Below are 23,690 nucleotides of genomic sequence, written 5' to 3'. Positions count from 1 at the left end.
GGGCGCACGGAGCTGTCCGCTCTGCGTTCACCCGGGGTTGGCGTGTCGGCTGCCCGGAGGTGTCAGCGTCCCGGTGCTGGGTACCAAAGGCCGGAGGAGACGAACCATGGAGAGCGGACCGGCGATCTTCACGGGATCGGTGTTCGCCCTGTTCGGAGGCGGGCTCCTGCTCTGGACGGCCGTCCGGCTGCGGCAGCGCGCCCCTGTCGCCCACGGGGTGCATCCCATGGCCTCCGCGGCGGTCGCTGCCTTCGCCGGGACGTCGGCGCTGCTCCTCGCCGTGTGGTGTTTCACTCGTACCTGAGCGTCGCTTCTTCCGGCGACACCCCCGGCGCCCCTCGGCCGAGTCGGCTGCCCTGGCCGGGAGCAATCACCTTCGGTGTCCGGGAATCGACGGCCGGCGGCCGTCGCGGACAAGGCCCGGGACCCTCCGGAACACAGACCTCCAGTAACTGAGAGGTCACCCTCCGGATAGGTCCGAAACGGCAGGTCGGCACTCCGGGCGGCAGGAATGGCGGGAGTCGGGTTACCGTTCGAGTGGCCGTTGCGGGCTTTTCCCGTTTGACACGGGGGCGGGATGTACCGTCACACTCCGCAGCGTCAGCATGACCCGACCCCCGGGTTCCAGGCCTGGGGCGAGACCCCCTGCGTCGACCGGAGAGAAGAGCGAAGTTGTCCCCGACCAGCGAGACCGCACACGGCGGCCGCCGACTCGTCATCGTCGAGTCGCCCGCCAAGGCGAAGACGATCAAGGGCTATCTCGGCCCCGGCTACGTCGTCGAAGCGAGCGTCGGGCACATCCGCGACCTCCCCAACGGCGCCGCGGAGGTGCCCGAGAAGTACACCGGCGAGGTGCGCCGCCTCGGCGTGGACGTCGACAACGACTTCCAGCCGATCTACGTGGTCAACGCTGACAAGCGGGCCCAGGTCAAGAAGCTCAAGGACCTGCTCAAGGACTCCGACGAACTCTTCCTCGCCACCGATGAGGACCGCGAGGGCGAGGCCATCGCCTGGCACCTCCAGGAGGTGCTGAAGCCCAAGGTCCCGGTCAAGCGGATGGTCTTCCACGAGATCACCAAGGCCGCGATCCAGGCCGCCGTCGCCAACCCGCGCGAGCTCAACCAGAAGCTGGTCGACGCCCAGGAGACCCGCCGCATCCTCGACCGCCTCTACGGCTACGAGGTCTCGCCGGTCCTCTGGAAGAAGGTCATGCCGCGTCTGTCGGCGGGCCGTGTCCAGTCCGTGGCGACCCGTCTGGTCGTCGAGCGGGAGCGCGAGCGCATCGCCTTCCGTTCCGCCGAGTACTGGGACCTCACGGGCACCTTCGGCACCGGCCGCGCCGGTGACGCGAGCGACCCGGCCTCCCTGGTCGCCCGTCTGACCACGGTCGACGGCAAGCGCGTCGCCCAGGGCCGCGACTTCGACTCGCTCGGCCAGATCAAGGGCGCGAACACGCTCCACCTCGACGAGGCCAACGCCCGCGCGCTGGCCTCAGCCCTGGAGAACACGAACTTCTCCGTACGGTCCGTCGAGTCGAAGCCGTACCGCCGTTCGCCGTACGCGCCTTTCCGTACGACGACGCTCCAGCAGGAGGCCAGCCGCAAGCTCGGCTTCGGCGCGAAGGCCACGATGCAGGTGGCGCAGAAGCTGTACGAGAACGGCTTCATCACCTACATGCGTACGGACTCCACGACCCTCTCGGACACCGCGATCACCGCGGCCCGCGCCCAGGTCACGCAGCTCTACGGCGCGAGCTATCTGCCGGACAAGCCGCGTACGTACGCCGGGAAGGTCAAGAACGCGCAGGAGGCACACGAGGCGATCCGCCCCTCGGGCGACCGTTTCCGCACGCCGGCCGAGACGGGTCTGACCGGTGACCAGTTCAAGCTGTACGAGCTGATCTGGAAGCGGACCGTCGCCTCCCAGATGAAGGACGCGGTCGGGAACTCCGTCACCGTGAAGATCGCGGGCACGGCCTCCGACGGCCGCGACGCCGAGTTCAGCGCGTCCGGCAAGACCATCACCTTCCACGGCTTCCTCAAGGCCTACGTCGAGGGCGCGGACGACCCGAACGCCGAGCTGGACGACCGCGAGCGCCGGCTTCCGCAGGTCAACGAGGGCGACCCGCTGTCCGCCGAGGAGATCTCGGTCGACGGCCACGCGACCAAGCCCCCGGCCCGCTACACCGAGGCCAGCCTGGTCAAGGAGCTCGAAGAGCGTGAGATCGGCCGCCCGTCGACGTACGCGTCGATCATCGGCACGATCCTCGACCGCGGCTATGTGTTCAAGAAGGGCACGGCACTCGTGCCGTCCTTCCTGTCCTTCGCCGTGGTCAACCTCCTGGAGAAGCACTTCGGGCGGCTCGTCGACTACGACTTCACCGCCAAGATGGAGGACGACCTCGACCGCATCGCGCGGGGCGAGGCCCAGGCCATTCCGTGGCTCAGGCGCTTCTACTTCGGCGAGGGCGACGCGACCGGTGCCGCGGAGGCGGGCAACGGCGACGGGGACCACCTCGGCGGTCTCAAGGAGCTCGTCACCGACCTCGGTGCCATCGACGCCCGCGAGGTGTCGTCGTTCCGTGTGGACAGCAGCGACATCATGCTGCGCGTCGGCCGCTACGGCCCCTACGTCGAGCGCGGCGAGAAGGACTCCGAGAACCACCAGCGCGCCGACGTGCCCGAGGACCTGGCACCCGACGAGCTGACCGTCGAGCTCGCGGAGGAGCTGCTCGCCAAGCCGAGCGGTGACTTCGAGCTCGGCGCCGACCCCGAGTCGGGCCACCAGATCATCGCCAGGGACGGCCGCTACGGCCCGTACGTCACCGAGGTGCTCCCCGAGGGCACCCCGAAGACCGGCAAGAACGCCGTGAAGCCGCGTACGGCCTCGCTGTTCAAGTCGATGTCCCTCGACACGGTGACGCTGGCCGACGCCCTCAAGCTGATGTCGCTGCCGCGCGTCGTCGGCAAGGACGCCGAGGGCGTGGAGATCACCGCACAGAACGGGCGCTACGGGCCGTACCTGAAGAAGGGCACCGACTCGCGCTCCCTCCAGGCCGAGGACCAGCTCTTCACGATCACCCTCGACGAGGCTCTGGCGATCTACGCGCAGCCCAAGCAGCGCGGGCGCGCCGCCGCCAAGCCGCCGCTGAAGGAGCTCGGCGCGGACCCGGTCAGCGGGCAGCCCGTCGTCGTCAAGGACGGCCGCTTCGGTCCGTACGTCACCGACGGCGAGACCAACGCCACCCTGCGGTCCGGCGACAGCGTCGAGGAGATCACTCCGGAGCGCGGCTTCGAACTGCTCGCGGAGAAGCGCGCGAAGGCGCCCGCCAAGAAGACGGCGAAGAAGACGGCCGCCAAGAAGGCGCCGGCGAAGAAAACCGCCGCCAAGAAGACCGCGGCCACGAAAACGGCGGCAAAGAAGACCACTGCCAAGAAGACGACCGCAAAGAAGGCGACGGCTTCCCGGGCTACGGCCGAGGACTGAGGCCTCCGAGGACTGAGGCCGCCGGGGTCCGAGGCTCCCGGGTTCCGCCTCCGATGGCGGGACCGAGTCCTTCACCTTTGGTTCGTAAAACGAACGTCCCCGCACCACTTGGTGTCGGGGGCGTTCGCATGTTCGGGGGCCTATTCGGCGAGTCACTCCCTCCCGATAGGCTGGCAGGATGACGCGAGCCGAGCAGCCAACGGCCCACAACCCGGCCCCCGACGACGCCCTGGTCGCAGATTCACGGGAGCGCGCCGTCCGGGCGCTGCTGCGTGTGCCGCAACTGAGGCGCCTCTGGAGCGCCCAGCTGGTGGGCGGTATCGGCGACGCCCTCGCGCTGCTGGTGCTGGTCCTGCTCGCCCTCCAGGCGGCGGTCGCCGACGGCTCCTTCGGAGGCGGCTACCGCGGAGTGGCCCTCGCCGTGTCGGCGGTCTTCGGGGCGAGGATTCTCGCCACCCTGCTCTTCGGGGCGGTGCTGCTCGGTCCGCTCACGTCCCTCACCTCCCAGGAGGGGCCGCTCGACCGCCGCTGGACCATGGTCGGCGCGGACGGTGTGCGGGCCGCGCTGCTGATCATCGCCCCCCTGTGGATCGACTGGACGCCGGAGAACGCGCTGGCCGTGCTCCTGGTGACGGCCTTCGTGATCGGGGTCGCCGAGCGCTTCTGGATGGTGTGCCGCGAGAGCGCGGCGCCCGCGCTGCTGCCCGCGCCGCCGCTGGAGGGCGCGACGGTACGCCCGCTGCCGGACCACATGGACGCGCTGCGGCGCCTTTCGCTGCGTACGGGATTCGTGGCGGTGCCCCTCGCGGCGGCCACGCTCCTCGTCGCCGCGCTCGTCAACAACCTGCTGGGCACCGGGCTCGACTGGTTCGCGCAGCACCAGGCGGCGCTCGCCTCGTACGTGTCCGCGGGCCTGTTCGCCGCGTCCCTCTCGGTGCTCACCTTCCTCGAACTGCCCAACACGCGCACCCCGCGCGCGCGGTCGCCGCTCGAAGGGCTGCGCCGCCCCAAGACGGGCACCGGCATCGACAAGGGCCGTACCGGGGCCATCCCGCTCCTGGTGCTCGCCTGCGGGGCCGTCGCCGGGGCCATCGCCGCTGCCGTCGCCGTCTCCGTGCTGCACGCCAAGGACCTCGGCGGCGGGCCGGTGACGTACGGGCTGCTGGTGCTCGCGCTGACCGGCGGTGTCGTGATCGGCATCCGTACGGCCGCCAAGCTGCTGCCCTCCCTGTCCCGGCGTCGGCTGCTCGCGCTGGCGATCGCCTTCACGGGGGTCGCGCTGCTCGCCGCGGGCCTCGTCCCGGACGTCACCACGGTCATCCTGATCGTCGGGCTGGCGGGCATCGGCGCGGGCGTCGCCGCCAACACCGGACACGCCCTCCTCGACCAGGAGGCCGAGGAGTACCGGCGGACGCGTACGACGGAACACCTGCACGCGGTCGTACGGGTCTTTGTCGCCCTGGGCGCGCTGGTGGCCCCCCTGGTGGCCGCCGCGATCGGCCCGCACCGCGTGGAGAACGGCAAGTTCGTGTTCGCGCACGGCGGCGCGGCCTTCACGCTGATGCTGGTGGGCGCGCTGCTGCTGCCGGTCGCCGCGCTGGTGCTGGCCAAGGCCGACGACCGCTCCGGAGTGCCGCTGCGGCACGACCTGCTGGACGCGTTGCGCGGCGGGGACGACCCCGTGCAGGCGGCTGCCGCCAAGGGCTTCTTCATCGCCCTGGAGGGCGGCGACGGGGCCGGGAAGTCGACCCAGGCCGAGGCGCTCGCGGAGTGGATCCGGGCCAAGGGGCACGAGGTCGTGGTGACGCGCGAGCCGGGTGCCACACCCGTCGGGAAGCGGCTGCGGTCGATCCTGCTCGACGTGTCGTCGGCCGGCCTTTCGCACCGCGCGGAGGCGCTGCTGTACGCCGCCGACCGCGCCGAGCACGTCGACACCGTCGTGCGGCCCGCCCTGGAGCGGGGCGCGGTGGTCGTCTCCGACCGCTACATCGACTCCTCCGTGGCGTACCAGGGGGCCGGGCGTGACCTGTCCCCGACCGAGATCGCCCGTATCAACCGGTGGGCGACCGACGGGCTGGTGCCTCATCTGACCGTGCTGCTCGACGTGGCGCCGGAGACCGCCCGTGAGCGGTTCACGGAGGCGCCGGACCGGCTTGAGTCGGAGCCCGCCGAGTTCCACGCGCGCGTGCGGTCCGGTTTCCTGACGCTCGCCGCCGCCGACCCGGCGCGCTATCTGGTCGTCGACGCCGGGCAGGAGCCCGAGGCCGTCACGACCGTGATCCGGCATCGGCTCGACGTGGTGCTCCCGCTCTCCGAGGCCGAGATCAAGGCCAAGGAGGAGGCCCGCAAGGCCGCCGAGGAGGAGGCGCGTCGGCGCGCCGAGGAAGAGGCCGCCCGCAAGGCCGAGGAGGAGCGGCTGGAGCGCGAGCGCCAGGAGCAGCTCGCCCGGCTGCGCGCGGAGGAAGAGGAGCGCAAGCAGCGCGAGCTGGAGGAGGCACAGCGGCGCGAGGCCGAGCGGCAGGCCGAGGAGGCCCGGCAGCGCGCCGAGGCGGCACGCGTGCGTGCCGAGCAGGAACAGGCGCGGCAGCTCGCCGAGGAGCAGGCCCGCGCGGCCGAGGAGGCGCGGCGGCGCAAGCAGGCCGAGGAGGAGGCGCGGCTCCGGGCCGAGGCCGAGGAGCGGCGCCTGGAGAAGCAGCGGAAGGCCGAGGAGGCGTTGCTCCGGGCCGAGCAGGCTCGGCGGGCGGCGGAGGCGCAGAGGGAGGCGGAGGCTTCCAGCGCGGCTGCCGAGGCAGCCGCTGCGGCGGAGGCTTCGAGTGCGGCTACTGGTGCTGCGGATTCCGGGGCCTCTGGGGCTGCCGGAGGTTCCGGCCCTTCCGGAGCTTCCGGAGGGGATGGTTCCGGTGGTCGGGCGGCCGGTCGTGACAACGAGAGCACGGTGCCGACGCCCGTCGTGACGCCGACGAACGCGTCCGGAGGGCCGGCCGACGAGACGGCGGTGCTTCCTCCGGTGCCGCCTCGCGCGACCGGGCCCGACGACGCCGAGACGACCGTGCTGCCGCAGCCTCCGGCGCCGCAGGGAGCGGCCGACGAGACCGCTGTACTGCCGCCGGTGAGGCCGGGTTCGGCTGCCAACGAGACGGCCGTGTTGCCTCCGGTGCGGCCGGGTTCCGCTGCCGATGAGACGGCCGTGTTGCCTCCGGTCGGGCGGGACTCCGCCGCGGACGAGACGGCTGTGCTTCCTCCCGTACGGGACGACCGTGGCGGCGGCGAGCAGGGGAGCGGTCCGGCGGACCGGGTGCCCCCGGGGTACTTCCGTGACGAGCGGCCGGGAAGCGAGGGCACCGACGCCCGCACGCGCGAGCTGCCTCAGGTCGACGAGGACGGCACGCCTCGGCGACGTCCCCGTTCGGACTGGGCGGAGGAGACCCCGCTGGACGACCTCCCGACGCTGGCGGACGAACTGCTGGGTCCCCGTGACGAGGACGAGCCGGACGAGGGGCGGGGGCGCCGCCGACGCTGACGGCGGTTGAGGGTCTGCGGCCGGGGCGGGCGTCAGTGGTGACGCGACCTGTGCGGTGGGTGCCGACGGGACCTGTGCGGCGGGTGTCTGCGGCGGGCGCCGATGGTGAGCGCGGGGGTCGTGTGGACCGCGTTGTCAGTCCCCTCCCGCACAATGGGATGCGCAAGGCACCGGTGAGACGGAAGGGCGGCATCCCATGACCGTGTGGGACGACCTGGTGGGCCAGGAGAAGGTGAGCGTGCAGCTAGACGCCGCCGCCCGGGACGCCGACGCCCAGGTCACGGCGGTGGCGGACCACACCCCGGTGGCCGAGGCGTCGAAGATGACGCACGCCTGGCTCTTCACGGGGCCGCCTGGCTCGGGCCGTTCCACCGCCGCGCGGGCCTTCGCCGCGGCCCTCCAGTGCGTGAGCCCCGACCGGGCTCTCGGCGGATCCCCCGGCTGCGGGTTCTGCGACGCCTGTCACACGAGCCTGATCGGCACCCACGCCGACGTGCAGATCATCCGCACCGACCTCCTCTCCATCGGCGTGAAGGAGACCCGCGATCTCGTACGCCGGGCACAGCTGTCCCCGGCGGGCCGCCGCTGGCAGGTCATCATCGTGGAAGACGCCGACCGCCTCACGGAGGGCGCGGGCAACGTCCTTCTGAAGGCCATCGAGGAGCCCGCGCCCCGTACGGTCTGGCTCCTGTGCGCACCCTCCATCGAGGACGTGCTGCCCACCATCCGCTCCCGCTGCCGTCACCTCACGCTCCGGACGCCTCCTGTCGACGCGGTCGCCGATGTCCTCGTACGCCGCGACGGTATCGAGCCGGACGTGGCGGCCGCCGTGGCCCGCGCCACCCAGGGGCACATCGGGCGCGCCCGCCGCCTCGCCACGGACGAGCGCGCCCGCGCGCGGCGCGCCGCCGTCCTCAAACTGCCCCTCCGTGTCGACGACGTGGGCGCCTGCCTCAAGGCGGCCCAGGAGCTGATCGACGCGGCCTCCGAGGACGCCAAGCAGGTCGCCGAGGAGACCGACGTCAAGGAGACCGAGGACATGAAGGCGGCGCTCGGCGCGTCCCAGGGCGGCCGGATGCCGCGCGGCACCGCGGGTGTGATGAAGGAGCTGGAGGACAAGCAGAAGCGCCGCAAGACGCGTACGCAGCGCGACAGCCTGGACTTGGCCCTGATCGACCTCACGGCCTTCTACCGTGACGTACTGGCCCTCCAGTTCGGCACCGATCTCGCCCTCGCCAACACGGAGATGCGGGACACCCTGGACCGGTTGGCGCGCGGCTCGTCCCCCGAGACCACCCTGCGCCGGATAGAGGCGATCGCCGCCTGCCGCGAGGCCCTCGACCGGAATGTGGCACCGCTGCTGGCGGTGGAGGCGATGACGATGGCGCTGCGGGCGGGGTGACGCGGCGCGCCCGCCGCCCGCCGCGCGTCTCGGCCGGAGTTGACGGCGTCACTCGTACGAGGTCGGGTTGACGACTCCGGGTGACCGATTGGTTGTGCAGGGTTACGCTCGCCCGATGTACACCAGGCGCCGGCCCAGGTCACCTCGGGCCAACCGATCCCTTCGCGCGTGCGGCACGTTGCTCGCCGTCGCCGGACTGCTCGTCTCCGCCTGCTCCGCGGGGAGTTCGACGAGCTCCGCGAGCCCGGCAGGAGCGGCGGCCGCGCTGCGCGCGCTGCCCGAGGCCACCCCCTCGGCGCTGGCCTCGTACTACGGTCAGCGGCCGGCCTGGCGTTCCTGCGGTGTCTCCGGCTTCGAGTGCACCACGCTGAAGGCCCCGCTCGACTACGCCGAGCCGGCCAAGGGCGACGTCGAGCTGGCCGTCTCCCGCAAGAAGGCCACGGGCCCGGGCAAGCGGCTCGGCTCGCTGCTGGTCAACCCGGGCGGTCCGGGCGGTTCGGCGGTCGGCTACCTCCAGGCGTACGCCGGAATCGGCTACCCGGCGAAGGTCCGCGCCCGTTACGACATGGTCGCGGTCGACCCGCGCGGCGTCGCCCGCAGCGAGCCCGTCGAATGTCTCACCGGGCGCGAGATGGACACGTACACGCAGACGGACACGACCCCCGACAACGCGCGTGAGACCGGTGAACTGGTCGATGCCTTCAAGGAGTTCGCGGAGGGCTGCGGGCGGCGCGCCGGGAACCTGCTGCGCCATGTGTCGACGGTCGAGACGGCCCGTGACATGGACCTCGTGCGCGCGGCTCTGGGCGACGAGAAGCTGACGTACGTGGGTGCTTCGTACGGCACGTTTCTCGGGGCGACGTACGCGGGCCTGTATCCGGAGCGGGTCGGCCGGCTCGTCCTGGACGGCGCGCTGGACCCGTCGCTGCCCGCGCGGAAGACGAACCAGGACCAGACGGCGGGCTTCGAGACGGCGTTCCAGTCCTTCGCCAAGGACTGCGTGCACGAGTCGGACTGCCCGCTGGGGGGCGCGGGCACGACGACGGAGCAGGTCGGGAAGAACCTCAAGGCCTTCTTCCGGCAGCTGGACGGCGCCCCCATCGAGGCGGGCGACGCGGACGGCCGCAAGCTGGGCGAGGCGCTGGCCACGACCGGCGTCATCGCCGCGATGTACGACGAAGGGTCCTGGCCCCAACTGCGCGACGCCCTCGACATGGCCATGAAGGACAAGGACGGCGCGGGCCTGCTCGCCCTCTCCGACAGCTATTACGAGCGCGACTCGGACGGCAAGTACGAGAACCTGATGTTCGCCAACGCGGCGGTCAACTGCCTGGACCTGCCGGCCGCCTTCTCCTCCCCCGAGGAGGTGAAGGACGCGCTCCCCTCCTTCGAGCAGGCGTCCCCGGTCTTCGGCGAGAGCCTCGCCTGGGCCTCGTTGAACTGTGCGTACTGGCCGGTGAAGGCGACCGGCGAAGCCCACAGCATCGAGGCGCGGGGCGCCGCCCCCATCGTCGTCGTCGGCACTGTCCGTGACCCCGCGACCCCCTACCGCTGGGCCCAGTCCCTCGCCGCCCAGCTCGCCTCCGGCACCCTCCTCACCTACGACGGCGACGGCCACACGGCCTACGGGCGGGGCAGTGCCTGCATCGACTCCGCGATCAACGAGTACCTCCTCGAAGGGACCCCTCCGAAGAACGGAAAGCGCTGCTCAGGGGCGTGATCACGCGGTCCCCCGGGGGTGCTCCCAAGGCCCGTGCGGAGCACCCCCCGAAACTGTGTAGACTTACGCACGTTGCCGCTCGCACCATAGTTCTGGCAGCACGCCGCCTTAGCTCAGATGGCCAGAGCAACGCACTCGTAATGCGTAGGTCTCGGGTTCGAATCCCGAAGGCGGCTCTGTGGAAGCCTCAGGACTCACTCGCCGTGACCTGGGGCTTTTGCTTTTGGTGGGTGGGGCGTGCGGCGCCGGGCAGGCGGTCGGCGTTGTCCTGAGGACACTGTTGTCGTGCTGCAGAACACTGTTGTCGTGCGGCGCGGAAGTCGTCATGCTTCGCAACTGCCGCATAACAATCATGAGTTCGGGCTTCTGCCTGCGAACGGCGGGCCCGGTTGCCTATGGTGCGCGGAGCCCCTTCGCCCATGTGTTCGCAAAGGATGCCGCCATGCCCGACTCTGCACGACATGAGGACGTCCTGGCGCAGGTTCGTTCGTGACGTCCGGTACGGCAGCGCTTCAGGAACGCCGGTACCGGATCCTGGTCACCGGCTACGCGATCTCCTCGTACGGCACCTTCCTCAACGTCGTGGCGCTCAGCCTGTACGTCTACGCGGTCACGGACCGGGCGCTGGCCGTCGGTGTGTTCATGGCCGTACGACTCGCCGCGGGGTTCGTCGCGGGGCTCGCCGCCGCGGCCGTCCTGGCCCGCTGGTCCGCGAAGGGCGTCATGTTCTGGGCCAACGTGGCCCAGGCGGCGGCGCTGCTCCTGCTGGTGCTGGCGCCCGACGGATTCCGTACGGGCACGCTGTTCGCCGTCTCCGCGGTGGTCGGGGCCTCGGGAACCCTGTTCATGGTCACGTTGCGCAGCTCCATCCCGGACATGGTCGGCGAGGGGCGGCACACCTGGGCCAACTCGCTGATGGTCAGCGGGCGTTCGATGGCGATGGTGGCCGGGTTCGCGTCGTCGGGCGTGGTGGTGTCCTTGCTCGGCTACACCGCGGCCTTCCTCGTGGACATGGCCACCTTCCTGGTCTGCGCCCTGACCGTCCTGCTCCTCCCGATGCCCATGAGCCCGGCCCGCAGCGACGACGGCAAGGATGGAAAGGACAACCAGGGCGGTCGGGACAGGCAAGAAGAGAGCGCCGATGGGCCGGGTCGGCGGCGGGTGCCCGCCGCTCTCGTGGCGCTCGGTGCGGTGCCCGTGCTCGGGCTGATGGTGGCGTTGCGCGGTATCGACGCGCTGGGGTCCTCCTCGCACAACGCGGCGCTGCCCGTGTACTCCACCGAACTCGACGCCGACAACCCGGCCGTGTTCGTCAGCGTCTTCTGGTGCGTCTGGGCGCTCGGCAATGTCCTTGTCCAGCAGGTACTGCAGAGATACACCAAGCGGACGGGACGCTCGGTCGGTGCCCTGGGCTTCGGGCTCGGGACCATCGCCATGTCGGGCACCTTCATCCTGGCCTTCGCCGGGCTCCCCTGGGCCGCGACGGTGCTGGTCGCGCTGCTGGCCGGCGCCGCCGACGGCCTGACCGAGGTGTCGTACACCTCGCATCTGCAGACCCTGCCGAGCCCCTTGCGTACCCACGCCTTCGGGCTCTCCGCCACGGTGGAGAACCTCGGGTTCGGCGTCGGCATGATCGTGGTCGCCGCGGCCCTCGACGTCTTCACGCCGCTGTCGGTCGTCGGCGTCGCGCACGGCGCCGCCATCGTCCTCGCCCTGGTGTACGTGGCCCGGGTGCTGCGGGGGCGCCCAGCGCAGGGAGCCGTGCCGGGGAGTGAGGAGCCGGAAGGGAAGGGGGAGAGCGGTGCGGGATCCGCGCGTGGCGGTCATCGGGATGGCGCTGAGGTTTCCGGGGGCTGACACACCCGAGCAGTACTGGCACGACATCCGGTCCGGCGTGTCCCACGTACGGCCCTTCACGGACTCCGAGTTCGCCGCCGCGGGCCTACCCGCGGAGCTCTACCGGGACCCGGACTTCACCGGGGCGAGCGCGCTGCTGCACGGCATCGACGGCTTCGATGCCGCGTTCTTCGGGATGAGTGGCCGGGAGGCCACCCTCACCGATCCCCAGCAGCGGCTGTTCCTGGAGTGCGCTCACCACGCGCTGGAGGACGGTGGCTACGCCGGCAGCGAGAGGGGTGGAAGCAGCCGGTCCGGGAGCGTACGGATCGGGGTCTACGCCAGCGTCGGTTATCGGCTTTACTCGCTGCACAGCTATCTCGCCTCCAACATCGGCGAGTCGAGCCGCGCCGACGACTGGACCACGGTGAAGCAGATCCAGGTCGGCAACTACCCGGACTTCACCGCCAACCGGGCCGCGTTCCGGCTCGGGCTCGACGGTCCGGCGGTGAACGTCGCGACCGCCTGTTCCAGCGGGCTCGTCTCCGTCCATCTGGCCTGTCAGGCACTGCTCGCGGGCGACGCGGACCTCATGGTGGTGGGATCGGCCGCCCTGCATCTGCCGCAGGTCACCGGGCACCGCCATGTGAAGGGCTCGACGATCTCCAAGTCCGGTGCGGTACGGGCCTTCGACGCCGCGGCGGACGGCACGGTCGGCGGCAACGGGGTGGCCGCCGTACTGCTCAAGCCGCTGGCGAACGCTCTCGCCGACGGCGACACCGTGCACGCCGTCATCCTGGGCTCCGCGGTCACCAACGACGGTGCGGGCAAGGCGGGTTTCGCCGCTCCGGGTGTCGCGGGCCAGCGCGACGCCGTGCTCGGCGCGTTGGACCGCGCGGGTGTCGGGGCCGAGACGATCGGCTATCTGGAGGCGCACGGCACCGGCACCTACAAGGGTGATCCGATCGAATTCGCCGCGCTCAGTGAGGCGTTCCGGCGGCACACGGACCGCAAGGGCTTCTGCGCGCTCGGGTCCACCAAGCCCGCCATCGGGCACCTGGACAGCGCGGCGGGTCTCGCGGGGCTGGTCAAGGCGATCCTGGTGCTGCGGCTCGGCGTCGTCCCGCCACTGGTGAACCTGACCCGGCCCAACCCGCAACTCAGGCTTGAGGAAAGCCCGTTCACACTCCCGCGGTCTGCCATGCCGTGGCCGTTGCCGGGTGACGGGCCCCGGCGGGCGGGTGTGCACTCCATCGGGATGGGAGGCACCAACGCCCATGTGATCCTCGAAGAGGCCCCGGTGATCCCGGTGATCCCGGAAAAGGCCCCGGCCGCCCCGGGCCGGACCGTGGACACCGCAGTGCCCGTACTCCTGCCGCTCTCGGCGCACAGTCCCAAGGCACTGGAGGAGTACGCCCGTTCCTTCCGCGACGCCCTGGTGCGGCGCCCGGACATGGCACCGGCCGATCTCCTCACGACGACGGCCCTCGGGCGCCGGCACCTGCGCCACCGGCTTGTCGTCACCGCCCCGGCCGTCACCCCGACCGCCGTCACCCCGACAACCCCGACCGTCCTCACCCCGACCGCCGTCACCCCGACCGCCCTCGTTCCCACCGCCCTCGCCCCCACCGGCCTCACCCCACCCGTCGATGGCCCGCCCGACAACCTTGTCGACAACCTTGTCGGAGGGCTTGTCCGCGGCCTCGACGCCTTTCTGACGGATCCGGGACGTCCCGCGCCGCCCACGGCCGCGTACCACACCGGAACCGTGGACACCCCGGTCACACCCGCGTACGTCTTCAGCGGGCAGGGCGGCGGCCGGCCCGGAATGGCCGCGGCGCTCGCCGCCCGCTTCCCCGTGGTGGCCGACGTCCTGGAGCGGTGTGCCCGTATCCATCAGGAGGAGACCGGGGAGTCGGACTTCCTCGACCGGATCGTCGGTGGCCGGGGCCCGGAGCGGTGGGACACCGACTTCGCCCAGCCGGCGCTGTTCGCCCTGCAGGTGGCACAGGCCCGGCTCTGGCAGGGGTTCGGTGTGCGGCCGTCGGCCGTCGCCGGGCACAGCGTCGGTGAGTACGCGGCCCTGTGCGTCGCGGGAGCCCTGTCGTCGGAGGACGGTATGCGGCTCGTCTGCCGCAGGGGCCGGCTCATGCAGGACACCGAACCGGGCGCGATGCTGGCCGTGTTCGCCCCGCCGGAGCACGTACGGCGGCTGCTCGCGGACATCGACGCGACGCGGTACGGGTGCCTCGAACTGGCGGTGTCCAACGGTCCCGCGCACCACGTCGTCGCCGGTCCGCCGGCCGCGGTCGAGGCGGCCCGGGCCTGGCTGGCCGAGCACGACGTGGCGGGCGAGCCGCTCCCCGTCGACCGTGCCTTCCACACGGCGCTGCTCGACCCGATGCTCGACGAACTGCGCGCCGCCGTCGGCAAGGCCGAACTGCGGCCCGTACAGGTGGAGTTCGTCAGTGGCCTGCACGGTACGGCGCATCCCGTGGGCTGGCTGCCCGACGCCGACCACCTCGTACGTCAGGCGCGGCACACCGTGGACTTCCACGCCGTGCTGCGCACGCTCGCGCCCAGGGCCGTCCTGGTCGAACTGGGGCCCGGTGCGCCGCTGACCGGTATGGCCCGCCGTGCTGTGCCGGAGACCCTGTGCGTGCCGACGCAGGGCCGCGGCGCCGACGCCGACGGGCCGTGGACGGCGGCGGCCCGTCTGCACTGTGCCGGGGTGGACCTCGACTGGGCGGCGCTCCTCGACGGCTCCGGGGGGCGCCGGATCCCGCTGCCCCTCTACCCGTTCCAGCACCGGTCGTACTGGACCGGCCCGCCACCGCATCCCGGTCCGGCAGTGGACCGATTACCTGTAAAGGAAGGTTCAGTGGAGGACGGCATGACCGAACAGGCAGTACTCGAACGGGTACGGGAACTCACGGCCCGGCATCTCGGCTACCGCGCCGACGAGTTCGGCGCCGGGCAGACGTTCGTCGGCCTCGGTGCGGACTCGCTGCAACTCATCGGGTTGCTGCGGCAGTTGGAGAGCGAGTTCGGCGTGCGAACATCCGTCCGGGAGATCCTTGAGGAGGCGGGCACTCCTGAACTCACGGCCCGTCTGATCGCCGCGAGGGCGGGGCGGCCGGCTTCGGGGCCGGAGGGTGGGCGGCCGGTCGACGTTGGCACGGGGCATGCGCATGCGCCTGCTCCCGTGTCTGCTGCCGCTCCTGCGGCTGCCTCTGCCCCTGCTCTCGTTCCTGCCTCTGCCCCTGCCTCTGCTTCTGGGCTTGCCTCAGGGCCACCCCTTGCCGCAGGGCCCGCACCAGCGCCCGCGCCCGCGGCGGCGACCGAACCGGCGCCGGTGGGCCCGGTCCCCGTGGACCCGGAGTACGCGCTCCGCTCCGAGGTCGCCGAGCTGCGCCGGCAGATCGATCTGCTCGCCGAGACGCAGGCGGCCATGCTGACCCAGCTCTCCGAGGCGATAGCCCTGCTTGGCGCCGAGCGTGCCCGATGAGTACGACGGCGGCGGACCGGGCCGTGGAACTCTCCCGGAAGCTCACGGCGCAACTCGCGGCGGCGAAGCGGCATTCGGCGGCAGGTCCGCCCGGAGCAACCTCGATGCCCCTTCAGGCCCAGGCCCAGGCACAGGCACCGGCACCGGCCGCGGCCCAGGCCCAAGCCCAGGCCCAGACACCGGCCGCAGCCGCGGCGCCGGTCCCGGCAGCAACCGCACCCGCAGCCCCGACCTCCGTCGCACCCACCTCCACACCAGCCACCTTCTCCGCATCAGCCCCTCTCTCCGCATCAGCCCCCCTCTCCACCCCCGCACCGCAACCCACCCTCCACGGCCCACACGTAACCCTCCCCGAAGGCTCGGGCATGGTCGGCGAAGGTGCCGGTGCTGATGCCGGTCAGCGGGCGCATGCCGTCGAGCTCGGGCGCAGGCTGGCCGAACGCACCCGTACGTCCAAGGAGTTGGCCCAGCGGCAGCGTGCCGTGCTCGCCGACAGCCGGGCCGTCGTCGGGTTCCGTCGTTCCACGAAGGAGACGCTGTACCCCCTCGCGGCCCGCTCGGCCCGGGGCGCGCGCCTGACCGACGTGGACGGCAACGAGTACACCGACATCACCATGGGCTTCGGCGCACTGCTGCTCGGCCATGAGCCGGAGATCGTCACCGAGGCCGTACGGGAGCACCTCGCGCAGGGCCTGCGCTTCGGCCCCCGGCCGGTCGAGGCCGGTGAAGTCGCCCAGCTGCTGGCCGACCTGACGGGCATGGAACGCGTGGCGTTCGCGGGTTCCGGCACCGAGGCCAACTCCGCCGCCATCAGGCTGGCCCGCGCCGCCACCGGACGCGACCGCGTCGTCATGTTCCGCGGCTCGTACCACGGCCACATCGACTCCGTGCTCGGCCGCCCGGGACCGGACGGCACCCACGCCGTACCCGTCTCGCACGGCATCCCGCACAGCGCCGTCTCCGAGCTGATCGTCCTCGAATACGGCAGCCAGGAGGCCCTCGACACCGTCGACGCACTCGGCGACACGATCGCGGCGGTCCTCGTCGAGCCGGTCCAGTGCCGCAACCCCGCCCTGCGCCCGGTCGCGTTCCTGCGGGAACTGCGTGACCTCACGCGGCGCCGAGGCATCGTGCTGCTCTTCGACGAGATGCTCACAGGCCTGCGCCCCCATCCGCGCGGCGCACAGCACCACTTCGGCGTCGTCCCGGACCTCGCCACCTACGGCAAGGCGCTGGGCAGCGGCTTCCCGGTCGGCGCGATCGCGGGCCGTGCCGACATCCTGGACGGGGTCGACGGCGGCTTCTGGCGGTACGGCGACGACAGCCGCCCGGAGACCGAGACCACCTTCTTCGGCGGTACGTACATGCAGCACCCGCTGTCCATGGCGGCGGCCAAGGCGGTCCTCACCCATCTCACCGCCGAGGGCCCAGCCCTCCAGGAACGGCTCAACGCCCGCACCGACTTGCTGGCCGAGGACCTGAACGAGTTCTTCAGGGTCGAGGAATTCCCCCTGGAACTCAGCCACTTCGGGTCCATGTTCCGGTTCACACACCGGGCCGACATGGAACTGCTCTACCAGCACCTGCTGTTGCGCGGCATCTACGTGTGGGAGTGGCGCAGCTTCTATCTGTCCACCGCCCACACCGACGCGGACGTCGAGCGCGTCTCGGACGCCGTGAAGGACTCCCTGCGAGCCCTGCGCGAGGGCGGCTTCTTCCCCATGACCCGCACGAGCCCCGGTGCGAGCCTGCGTCAGCAGTCGCAGCCGCGGCCGAAGGCGACGCGCCCCCGCCCGGCCGCCGATTTCGGCCTGTACTTCTTCGGCGACTACCCGGACGAGGGCGGAGAGGTGGACGGCCGACCGAGCACACCCCACCCCTCCGACGCCTACGACCAGATCATGGAGACGGCCCGCTTCGCCGACGAGCGGGGCTTCAGTTCCCTCTGGATGCCGGAGCGGCACTTCCATTCCTTCGGCGGGCTCTTCCCCAACCCTTCCGTGCTCGCGGCCGCGTTGGCCCGGGAGACCGGCCGGATCCGGCTCAACGCGGGTTCCGTCGTACTGCCGCTGCACGACCCCGTTCGGATCGCCGAGGAGTGGTCGGTCGTCGACAACCTCTCCGGCGGCCGGGTCGGCATCGGCTGCGCCACCGGCTGGCACGCGCAGGACTTCGCCCTCCACCCGGACCGCTTCGCCCGCCGCAAGGAGATCGGCTTCGCCCACCTCGACGACGTACGGACGCTGTGGAGCGGCGGCACGCTGTCGCGGCGGACCGGGGACGGCGGGGAGACCGCGGTACGTATCCACCCGCGCCCGGTGCAGGACATGCCGCCCATGTTCCTCGCCACGTCGGGACGGCGTGAGTCGTACGAGGAGGCGGCGCGGCGCGGTCTCGGCATCGTCACCAACCTGATGAACCAGACGGTCGCCGAACTCGCCGAGAACATCGGCCACTACCGCAAGGCCCGCGAGCAGCACGGCTTCGACCCCGACACCGGCCGGGTGACCGTGCTCCTGCACACCTACCTCGGCGACGACCACGCGACGGCGCGTGCCCAGGCGCTGGAGCCGATGACCCGCTATCTGCGCTCCTCGCTGCAGATGCGCTCCGCGGCGAGCACGCTGGGCACGCCGGGCGTCGATCCGCAGGACCTGGCCACGGCGAGCGAGGAGGACCTGGAGTACCTCTTCCGCCGGGCGTACGACGGGTACTGCGACGAGCGGGCCCTGATCGGTACGCCGGAGACCTGCGCGCCCGTGGTGGACGCGCTGTACGAGGCGGGCGTCGACGAGATCGCCGCCCTCGTCGACTTCGGCATGCCAGCCGACCTGATGCGCTCCGGGCTCGAACACCTCGACGCGCTGCGCGAGCGCCACCAGGACGCGAGGTCCGCGGCCACCCCTCCTGGCAACGACGTCTCCGCGCCCGCCACCGACGCCCAGCGCCGGATCTGGCTCGCCTCCCAGCTGATCGGCGACCCGGCCGCGTACAACGAGATCCAGGCGGTACGGCTGCGCGGCCCGCTGGACGGGGAGGCGCTGGCCGCCGCGGTCGACGGGCTGGTCGAGCGGCACGCGGGCCTGCGGACCGTGTTCCGCCCGGGCGGCGGCGACGAGACCGTACTGCAGGTCGTACGGCAGGCGATGCGCGTTCCGCTGCGGGTGACCGACGCCCGGGAGCAGTTGACCGACGCCCAGGAGCCGGAGGTCGACGCGGCTGACGAGTTCGTCGCAGCCGTGCTGCGGGAAGAGAGCTCGCGGCCGTACGACCTCGCCGAGGGCCCGCTGTTCACCCCACGGTTGCTGACGCTCGCCGACGACCACCATGTGCTCGTACTCGGGCTGCACCACATCATCACCGACGCCCACTCGGCCGGAATCCTCGCGGCCGACCTGGAGGAGCTCTACAAGGCCGCGGTCGAGGGCCGTCCCGCGCGGTTCGCGGCGCCCGCGGGCAGCACGGTCGGCGCCGCTGAACCCGACCGGGACCCGGCCGACCTGGAGTGGTGGGGGCGCTACCTCGACCCGCTGCCACCGGTGCCCGCGCTGCCCACCCGGCGTCCTCGCGGCCGTAGCGTGGCGGGCGGCGGGGCCGCCGCCGGGATCCGCCTCGACGGCGTCCGCACGGCGGCGCTGCAGGAGTGGAGCGGCCGGCAGGGCGTCACGCTCTTCGCCACGCTCCTCACCGCCTGGCAGCTGGTGCTGCGCGAGCGCTCGGGCCAGGACGAGTTCGTCGTGGGCTCGACCTTCGGGCGGCGCACCCCGGAGACCGCCGGCACGGTGGGATTCCATGTCGCGCTCCTTCCGCTGCGGGCCTCGCTGACGGAGTCGACACCGCTGGCCGATGCCGTACGGGCCACCAGGGACGCGCTGTTCGCGGCGGACGCCCATCAACACGTCGACCTGGACGCGCTCCTCGCCGCCGTCAACCCCGACCCCGGCAACCCGCGCCCGCTGATCACCGTCTCTGCGGACCTGGACACCGCTCCGCTGGCCGGGATCCGGCTGCCGGGGCTGTACGCCGAGGAGATCGACGGCGGCTCCGAATCGGCGCCGCTGGAAATGGGGTTGATGGCCGTCCGTACGGGGTCCGGGCTGCGGCTGCGCATCCGCTACGACGCCGATCTCTTCGACGCGGCGACGGTACGGGACTGTCTGGGCGACCTCGACCGGATCCTGGGCGCCATGGTGTCGGGCGGTGCGGTACTGGTGCGGGACACCGCCGTGCGGCCGAGGACCGCGGACGTGACGCGGCCCGACTCGCCCGTGCCCGCTCCGGTCTCGGCCCCCTGCGCGCCCTTCGACCCATCGGCCCCTTCCGTCCTGGAGACGCTCCGTACCGTCTGGAAGTCGGTCCTCGACGTCGACGACGTGGCCGACGACTCCAACTTCTTCGATCTCAGCGGCAATTCGATCGCGGCGATCCGGCTCGTCAACCGCGTACGCGACGCGCTGCACGTGGACATCGGCCTCGCGGACTTCTTCGCGGACGCGACCCTGGGCGCGATGGCACGTCAACTCGGCGTCGAGGGCCCCCAGGAGCCCGCCAACGCCTCCGCGACCGAAGCCGAACCTGAAGCCGTGGCCGAAGTGGCTCCGCCCGCCCTTTCCGACGACGCCCAGGTCATCGACCGAGCCCCCGTCAGCGACCAGCAGAACCGGATGATCGCGGGTCACTACGCCGTCCCCCAGGCGCAGGTCTGGAACGTGCCGACCAGGATCCGCTTCCGGGGCGCCCTGGACCCGGACGCCCTGCGCTCGGCCCTCGCCGAACTGATCGAGCGCCACCACTCGTTGCGGACCCGCTTCGTGCGGGACGGAGACGGGAGCCGGGGCGGAGACGGGAGCCGGGACGGAGGCGGAGTCGGGGACCGAGACGGGAGCGGGGGAGGCGAAGGAGTCTGGTGGCAGGAGGTGGTCGCCGCGCCGCCGCTGCGGTTGCAGATCGACGACCTCACCCGGCTCGAACCCGGGAAGCGTGCCGACCGCGTCGACAGGGTGTGCCGGGCGATGGCCGCGGCGCCCGTCGACCTCACCCGTCCGACGCTGCCCCGGCTGAGGCTGCTGCGGGTCGAGCGGGACGAGTGGGTGCTGATGTTCGTCATGCACCACATCTGCGCCGACGGCTGGGCCCACTCCGTGCTCCTGGCGGAGCTGGCCGAGCTCTACACGGCCGCGGCGGCCGGTACCGCGCACGTGCTCGACGCGCCCCCGGTCCAGGCCACGCACTACGCCCGCCGTCAGCTGGAGACGAAGGACCCGTCGGCCGAGGACCGGCGGGCCGCACACTGCGCCGCCTATCTGGAGGGGGTCCCGTGCCGGCTCGACACCCCGACCGACCGCCCCCGGCCCGAGCGGCTGAGCGGCGACGGCGGCACGACACGCGGTACCGCCTCCGGTGAACTCCGCGCGGCCATGGAGAAGTTGGCGGCCGACCGGCACGTGACGCCGTTCGCGGTGGCGGCGGCCGCGCTCGGTATCCACCTCGCCCGGCTCTCCGGGGAGCGGGACGTCCTGCTCAGCGTCCCGTACGCCAACCGCGAGGACCTGGACTGCGAGTCGCTCGTGTCGGTGGTCTCCACGGCCGTCCTGGTCCGGGTGCGGATCGACCCGGCCGAGACCGTCGCCGAGCTGGTCACCCGCACCGGCGCGGGCGCTCTCGGCATCATGGCGAACGTGCTGCCCACCGCCCGCATCCTGCAGGCGATGCGCGACGCGGGGGCGACCGAGGTCCCCGACCGGGTGCCGAACGGCCTCGCCTTCCAGAACTACGCCGACTCCGACATCGAGATCCCCGGCCTCGACGTCGAAGTGGAGGACGTGGCCCCGCCGGTCGCCCGCGCCGAACTCGTCTTCGGTCTCGCGCCGCGTCGTGATCCGGGCCTCGGCTACCGGACCTTCCTCGAGTATTCGGCCGATCTGTGGGATCGGGAATCGGCCGAAGACCTGCTCGCCGAGTACGTCTCGATGATCGGAGACTTGTGCGCGCAGCCCGACCGTCCGGTCGCCGCACTGCTCGACACGCACACAACGCCCCGGAAGGCGGACGCCGAATGACCCTGGCCACCGACCCCAGCCACACCGAGGACCTGCTCGCCTTCCTCCAGGGCGGCTCCTCGCCCTACCACGCCGTGTCCCAGGCCGCGCGTCGCCTGGAGAAGGCGGGCTTCACGGAGCTGAGCGAGACCGAGGAGTGGACGGGGCGCAGCGGCGGCTGTTTCGTCGCCCGCGGCGGTGCGCTCATCGCCTGGTACGTCCCCGAGGGCGCGCCCGCCCACACCCCCTTCCGGATCGTCGGCGCGCACACCGACTCGCCCAACCTGCGGGTCAAGCCGAGGCCCGACACCGGTTCCGCGGGGTGGCGGCAGGTCGCCGTGGAGATCTACGGAGGCGTCCCGCTCAACACCTGGCTCGACCGGGACCTGGGCATCTCGGGGCGCCTCACACTGCGCGACGGCAGCTCCACCCTCGTCAAGGTCGACGAACCCCTGTTCCGCGTACCGCAGTTGGCCATCCATCTCGACCGCTCGGTCAACGAGTCCATGGCCCTGGACCGCCAGCGCCAGACACAGCCGATCTGGTCCCTCGGCAGACCGGAACAGGGCGCGCTGCTGCGCCGGATCGCGTACGAGGCGGATCTGGAGCCCACCGAGATCCTCGGCTGGGACCTGATGCTGCACGACATCCAGGCACCCGGACACCTGGGCGCGGACCGCGAGTTCCTGGTGTCGTCGCGCCTGGACAACCTGGTGTCCGTGCACGCGGGGGTCACCGCGCTGACGGCGGCGACCGAAGCCTGGTCGAAGGACGCCGGCGCCGAGTCGTTCCGGGTTCCGGTGCTCGCCGCCTTCGACCACGAGGAGGTCGGCAGCGGCTCCGAGACCGGCGCCCAGAGCCCGCTCCTGGAGCGCGTCCTGAACCGCTCGGTGGCCGCCCGCGGCGGCAGCGGCGAGGACTGGTCGCGGGCCCTCGCGGGTGCGCTCTGCGTCTCGGCCGACATGTCCCACGCGGTCCACCCCAACTACAGCGAGCGGCACGACCCGGACAACCACCCGCTGCCCAACGGCGGCCCCGTGGTGAAGGTCAACGTCAACCAGCGGTACGCCACCGACGGCACCGGCCTCGCCGCGTTCGCCGCCGCGTGCGAGCGGGCCGGGGTGCCGTTGCAGCGGTTCGTGTCCAACAACGCCATGCCCTGCGGGACTTCGATCGGGCCGATCACCGCGGCCCGCCTGGGCGTGACGACCGTCGACGTGGGCGTGCCCGGCCTGTCCATGCACTCCGCACGTGAACTCGTCGGGGCCAGGGACCCCGGCCATCTGGCGCAGGCGCTCGCCGAGTTCGTCACGACGAGCTGAGAGCGGGACCCGCACAACACCCGCATCAGGTATCGAAGACCAACCATGGAGAGTGACAGAACGTTGTCGGCAAAGACCTTCGCCCTCAAGGGCGCCGACCCGCAGGACGCCTCGTTGCGCGTGCTGATCGTTCCGCACGCCGGCGCCGGGGCGGCGAGCGGCCAGGGCTTCGCGGAGCACGCTCCGGCCGACTGGCTGGTGGCCACGGCCCGGCTGCCCGGCAGGGAGACGCGTATCCGGGAGAGCGTTCCGGAGCTGCCCGGTCTGGTCGACGACGTCGTGGCCACGGCCCGCGCGCTGCCCGGCACCGCCCCCCTGCTCGTCGTCGGGGTGTGCTTCGGGGCGATCGTCGGCCTGGAGGCCGTGCGCGCACTGCAGCGGGACGACGGCGTCCGCGTCGCAGGCATGGTGGCCGTCTCGCAGTGGGCGGTGACCGAGAAGCCCGATCCCGAGCGCCGGTTGCTGCGCGACACGGACGACACCGACGGCGTACTGGCGATCCTCGACGGGTCCGGCGGAGTCCCGGAACGGCTCGCCGCCAACGAGCAGATGCTCAAGCTGGTGCTGCCGACGATCGTGGCGGACATCCGTGCCGTCGAGGACTACTCCTCGGGCCCCGACCCCCTTCTCCGGTGTCCGCTCCTCACCGTGTTCGGGGACGAGGATCCGCTGTGCCCCGAGGAACGGACCGCCGACTGGGCCCTGTTCAGCGAGAACACCCGCGCTGTCTGGCTGCCGGGCGGACACATGCTGCTGACGGACAGTCCTGCCCTGGTGGTGGACGCCCTCGTCGGCAATCTCGACCAGTTCGCGGCAGAACAGTCCTGACTCCCGCACCGGACCGACCGATCCCGCACC

10 protein-coding genes and 1 tRNA gene are annotated in these 23,690 nt (G+C 72.0%); all 11 read left to right on the top strand.

All coding sequences use genetic code 11. The annotated features are described in order from the left end of the window. The first annotated feature begins 106 nt into the window (after positions 1–106). The gene (locus ACZ5VQ_RS35530) at positions 107–304 is read left to right on the top strand and encodes a hypothetical protein (protein ID WP_200397419.1); all 198 of its coding nucleotides are present in this window, start codon (positions 107–109) and stop codon (positions 302–304) included. Between the two features lie 368 nt (positions 305–672). Beyond that, complete coding sequence (topA, locus tag ACZ5VQ_RS35525; RefSeq protein WP_469108532.1) at positions 673–3,486, top strand: type I DNA topoisomerase; 2,814 nt, start codon at positions 673–675, stop codon at positions 3,484–3,486. A 178-nt stretch (positions 3,487–3,664) separates the two neighbouring features. Next, a complete protein-coding gene (tmk, locus tag ACZ5VQ_RS35520) occupies positions 3,665–7,006 on the top strand; it encodes a dTMP kinase (RefSeq protein ID WP_469108531.1) in 3,342 nt (1,113 codons plus the stop codon). A 196-nt stretch (positions 7,007–7,202) separates the two neighbouring features. Further along, the gene (locus ACZ5VQ_RS35515; RefSeq protein WP_469108530.1) at positions 7,203–8,408 is read left to right on the top strand and encodes a DNA polymerase III subunit delta'; all 1,206 of its coding nucleotides are present in this window, start codon (positions 7,203–7,205) and stop codon (positions 8,406–8,408) included. 115 nt (positions 8,409–8,523) lie between these two features. Beyond that, on the top strand, positions 8,524–10,128 hold the full coding sequence (locus ACZ5VQ_RS35510) for an alpha/beta hydrolase (RefSeq protein WP_469108529.1): 1,605 nt from the start codon (positions 8,524–8,526) through the stop codon (positions 10,126–10,128). Between the two features lie 102 nt (positions 10,129–10,230). After that, positions 10,231–10,304: transfer RNA gene (locus ACZ5VQ_RS35505), tRNA-Thr, on the top strand. Between the two features lie 313 nt (positions 10,305–10,617). Next, positions 10,618–11,985 (top strand): MFS transporter, encoded by a 1,368-nt coding sequence (locus tag ACZ5VQ_RS35500; RefSeq protein ID WP_469108528.1) that lies wholly within the window; start codon positions 10,618–10,620, stop codon positions 11,983–11,985. Beyond that, the gene (locus ACZ5VQ_RS35495; RefSeq protein WP_469108527.1) at positions 11,930–15,472 is read left to right on the top strand and encodes a type I polyketide synthase; all 3,543 of its coding nucleotides are present in this window, start codon (positions 11,930–11,932) and stop codon (positions 15,470–15,472) included. The genes ACZ5VQ_RS35500 and ACZ5VQ_RS35495 overlap by 56 nt, the downstream gene beginning before the upstream one ends. 365 nt (positions 15,473–15,837) lie before the next feature. After that, positions 15,838–21,531, top strand: a complete 5,694-nt coding sequence (locus ACZ5VQ_RS35490) for a MupA/Atu3671 family FMN-dependent luciferase-like monooxygenase (protein WP_469108526.1) — start codon at positions 15,838–15,840, stop codon at positions 21,529–21,531. Next, a complete protein-coding gene (locus ACZ5VQ_RS35485) occupies positions 21,528–22,832 on the top strand; it encodes a M18 family aminopeptidase (RefSeq protein ID WP_469108525.1) in 1,305 nt (434 codons plus the stop codon). Before ACZ5VQ_RS35490 ends, ACZ5VQ_RS35485 begins: the two co-directional genes overlap by 4 nt. 45 nt (positions 22,833–22,877) lie before the next feature. Beyond that, the gene (locus ACZ5VQ_RS35480) at positions 22,878–23,660 is read left to right on the top strand and encodes a thioesterase II family protein (RefSeq protein ID WP_469108524.1); all 783 of its coding nucleotides are present in this window, start codon (positions 22,878–22,880) and stop codon (positions 23,658–23,660) included. Positions 23,661–23,690 lie beyond the last annotated feature (30 nt).

It is taken from the genome of Streptomyces sp. NPDC033178, from assembly GCF_055577685.1.
The sequence above is the reverse complement of the archived record's forward strand: the minus strand, read 5'-3'. Positions and strand labels throughout refer to the sequence as shown.